Below are 2,530 nucleotides of genomic sequence, written 5' to 3'. Positions count from 1 at the left end.
ACCGCAGACGCGGTGCCAGCCCACGGGCGCTCCGTGATCGTCCGACCACCTGAGATGCGTTCCCGAAATGCCCGCCGGGCCTACGTGCCGTTGCAACCGCAATCAGGCCGCACCTGCCTTCGATCCACCCGGAGCGGCTCTGGACGTCGTCACTGGCCAGCGCCTCGCTCAGCTGGCCAAGTGAAGCGCTCAGCCTCCGTCATCCGGCAACGACGGCCCACGCCGCACAGCAGACCCGCCGCACTGCCCGACCATGAAGGAAACCGCCGCGTGGAGACCACCGTCACCACCGCCGCAGCCCTCGTCCGCAAAGGCTTTTCGATCGCCCTGCTTCCGACAGTGCTGAACAGCGAGTCCGAGGCCGTCGGCTGCAGGTTCCGATCAGTGTGGTTCGTGGTAAGGGCGGACGACTTCCTCGTGTTGGGCGGCGAGCCGGGCCAGGGCCGCGGCATGGAACGGTGATGACGGCGAAGGAGCCGATTGATCATCGCGGGGCGGTGGTCACCAGGCCAGGGGGCCGAGGCGGTCGGTGAAGGTTCCGGTCGGGCCGTCGGGGCCAAGCGTGGCGAGCCTGATGATCGAGTCGGTGCCCTCGGTCACCGTCAGCTGACCGGTGTGGTTGTTCATGTCGGTGGCGGCGAACTTGCGGTTGGTGGTCTCGCCGGGCGTGGCGACATTTGAACTTGATTCCTGGCAGTGCCTGGGCGTAGCGGACGGTGAGCATGTTCAGGGCAGCCTTTGACGAGCTGTAGGCCAGTTCGTGCATCGTCGAGACGGGCTGGTCAGGATCGGTGACGACGGCGAAGGAGCCGCCGCCGCTGGACACCATCACCACCCGAAGTCGGACCCCACTGTGCGCGAGACGAACCAGGCCGGCGAGGGCGCGCCTTGGTCGGAGCAGCGTAGCGGGCACCGTCACAGTGGTGCGCTGCTCATGGTCGCCCATGACGGTCACCACCCGGTCGGAGACGGCCGCCGTCGGAGTGGCGGGCAGGGCCAGTTCCCGGCGACCGCGTCGCCGGGAAGCGTCGCTGTCCTGAGTTCGTCTGGGCGGCCAAGGCGGCCCGCTACCGGCGGCTCACCGGCCCAGGCCGGCGGCCTTCATCGCACGTCGGGCGAAGACCTCCTCGCGGCGGTCCGCCATCTGCCGCAGCGCATCCTTGCGGTCCCGTTTGGACAGCCGATCCAGATAGGTGTGGCCGATGAGGTGATCGGTCTCGTGCTGCAGACAGCGAGCGAAGTAGCCGGTCCCCTCGATGACGAGAAGCCTGCCGTCCATGTCGAACCCGCGCACCACAGCGTGATCAGTGCGGGGAACCGCCATGGCGGCACCGGGCACGGACAGGCAGCCCTCCAGGTCATCGACAAGCCGGCGGTCGCCCGGCTCGGGCAACTCCAGAACCGGGTTGGTGATGTGGCCGACATGCCGGATTCCGTCGTCGTCCGGGCAGTCGTAGACGAAGAGCTGCACATCCACGCCAACCTGATTGGCAGCCAGGCCGGCCCCTTCGGCCACGTGCATGGTCAGGAACATGTCGTCGATCAGCGCCGACAACTCGCGAGTGCCGAACTCGGTCACCTCCCTGCACGGACGGTGCAGGATCTCCTCACCGACCACCGTGACCCGGCGCACCGAGCCCCGTTCAGCCTCGGGAGCCAGTGCCGGATAGGAATCGACGGGACGGCCCTGCACACGGACTCGCCGGTCGATACGACGGGACCCGTCATGGCGAACGGACATCGCTGCCTCCCCTTCTGCGCACGTCACGCATGCCGCCGACGTGCCCTGATCCTCCTCGCAAGGTCCCCTTGCGAAGTGCTTTGCAAAGTAACAGACTTTGCAAAGTGACTGAAGAAGACCGCAAACCTCTGCGCAACCAGGTCAGCAACACCGGCGACGGGCTGCGCGAGCACGAGGTCCGCACAGCCCTGTTGGACCTGCTCGCCGAGGTCGGCAGCGCGACGGCGACCGAAGCCGCCGCCCGACTGGGCTGCAGCTCTGGACTCTGCTCGTTCCACCTACGGCAGCTCGCACGCCACGGACACATCGAAGAAGCCCCCCGCACCGGGGGCCGCGCACGCCCCTGGCGCCTGAAGCAGCACGTCCCGAACGCCAATGCGCCCACGGCGGACCAGTTCGGAGACTTGACCAGAGGGCTGGAGGACGAGAGCTGGCAACGATGGTTGGCGCAACGAGACCAAGCGCCCTCCGAATGGCGCCATGACGAAGCCTTCAGCGCCGTCGCCTACCTGACTCCGGACGAGATGAGCCGGGTCGCAGACGTGATTCGACGGGTACTCGCGACCTACCAAGACCGCGAACAACGCCCCCTGGCCCGACCCGAGGGCGCGCGACCGGTGGCCCTGATCACCCGGCTGTTCCCCTTGCTTCCCCCTGAGGCGGGCGACGAGGGCCAGGGCTGAGAATCCGAGGGCAGCAAGCTCGCGGTCTGATCGAAGACTGGCGGGAACTGCCATTCGGCCGTTACCGATGACCGAGCACCGGCGCAGGAAGTCGCCCCGGCCGACT

4 protein-coding genes are annotated in these 2,530 nt (G+C 67.8%); 2 read left to right on the top strand and 2 right to left on the bottom strand.

From position 1 onward, the window contains the following. Positions 1-270: 270 nt before the first annotated feature. On the top strand, positions 271-462 hold the full coding sequence (locus ABT247_RS33000; RefSeq protein WP_350750215.1) for a hypothetical protein: 192 nt from the start codon (positions 271-273) through the stop codon (positions 460-462). A gap of 39 nt (positions 463-501) precedes the next feature. Here the strand turns inward: ABT247_RS33000 and ABT247_RS32995 are convergent, their stop codons facing one another. Continuing rightward, complete coding sequence (locus ABT247_RS32995; RefSeq protein WP_350750213.1) at positions 502-627, bottom strand: hypothetical protein; 126 nt, start codon at positions 625-627, stop codon at positions 502-504. Between the two features lie 451 nt (positions 628-1,078). Next, positions 1,079-1,741 (bottom strand): peptide deformylase, encoded by a 663-nt coding sequence (gene def, locus ABT247_RS32990; protein WP_350750211.1) that lies wholly within the window; start codon positions 1,739-1,741, stop codon positions 1,079-1,081. Positions 1,742-1,845: 104 nt separating this feature from the next. On the opposite strand from def, the gene ABT247_RS32985 reads away from it, so the two are divergent. Next, positions 1,846-2,424 (top strand): ArsR/SmtB family transcription factor, encoded by a 579-nt coding sequence (locus ABT247_RS32985; RefSeq protein WP_502892546.1) that lies wholly within the window; start codon positions 1,846-1,848, stop codon positions 2,422-2,424. Positions 2,425-2,530 lie beyond the last annotated feature (106 nt).

The organism is Kitasatospora sp. NPDC001539 (assembly GCF_040298565.1).
Lineage (GTDB): Bacteria > Actinomycetota > Actinomycetes > Streptomycetales > Streptomycetaceae > Kitasatospora.
Note: the sequence above shows the minus strand (reverse complement) of the source record. Positions and strands in the feature narration are given on the sequence as shown.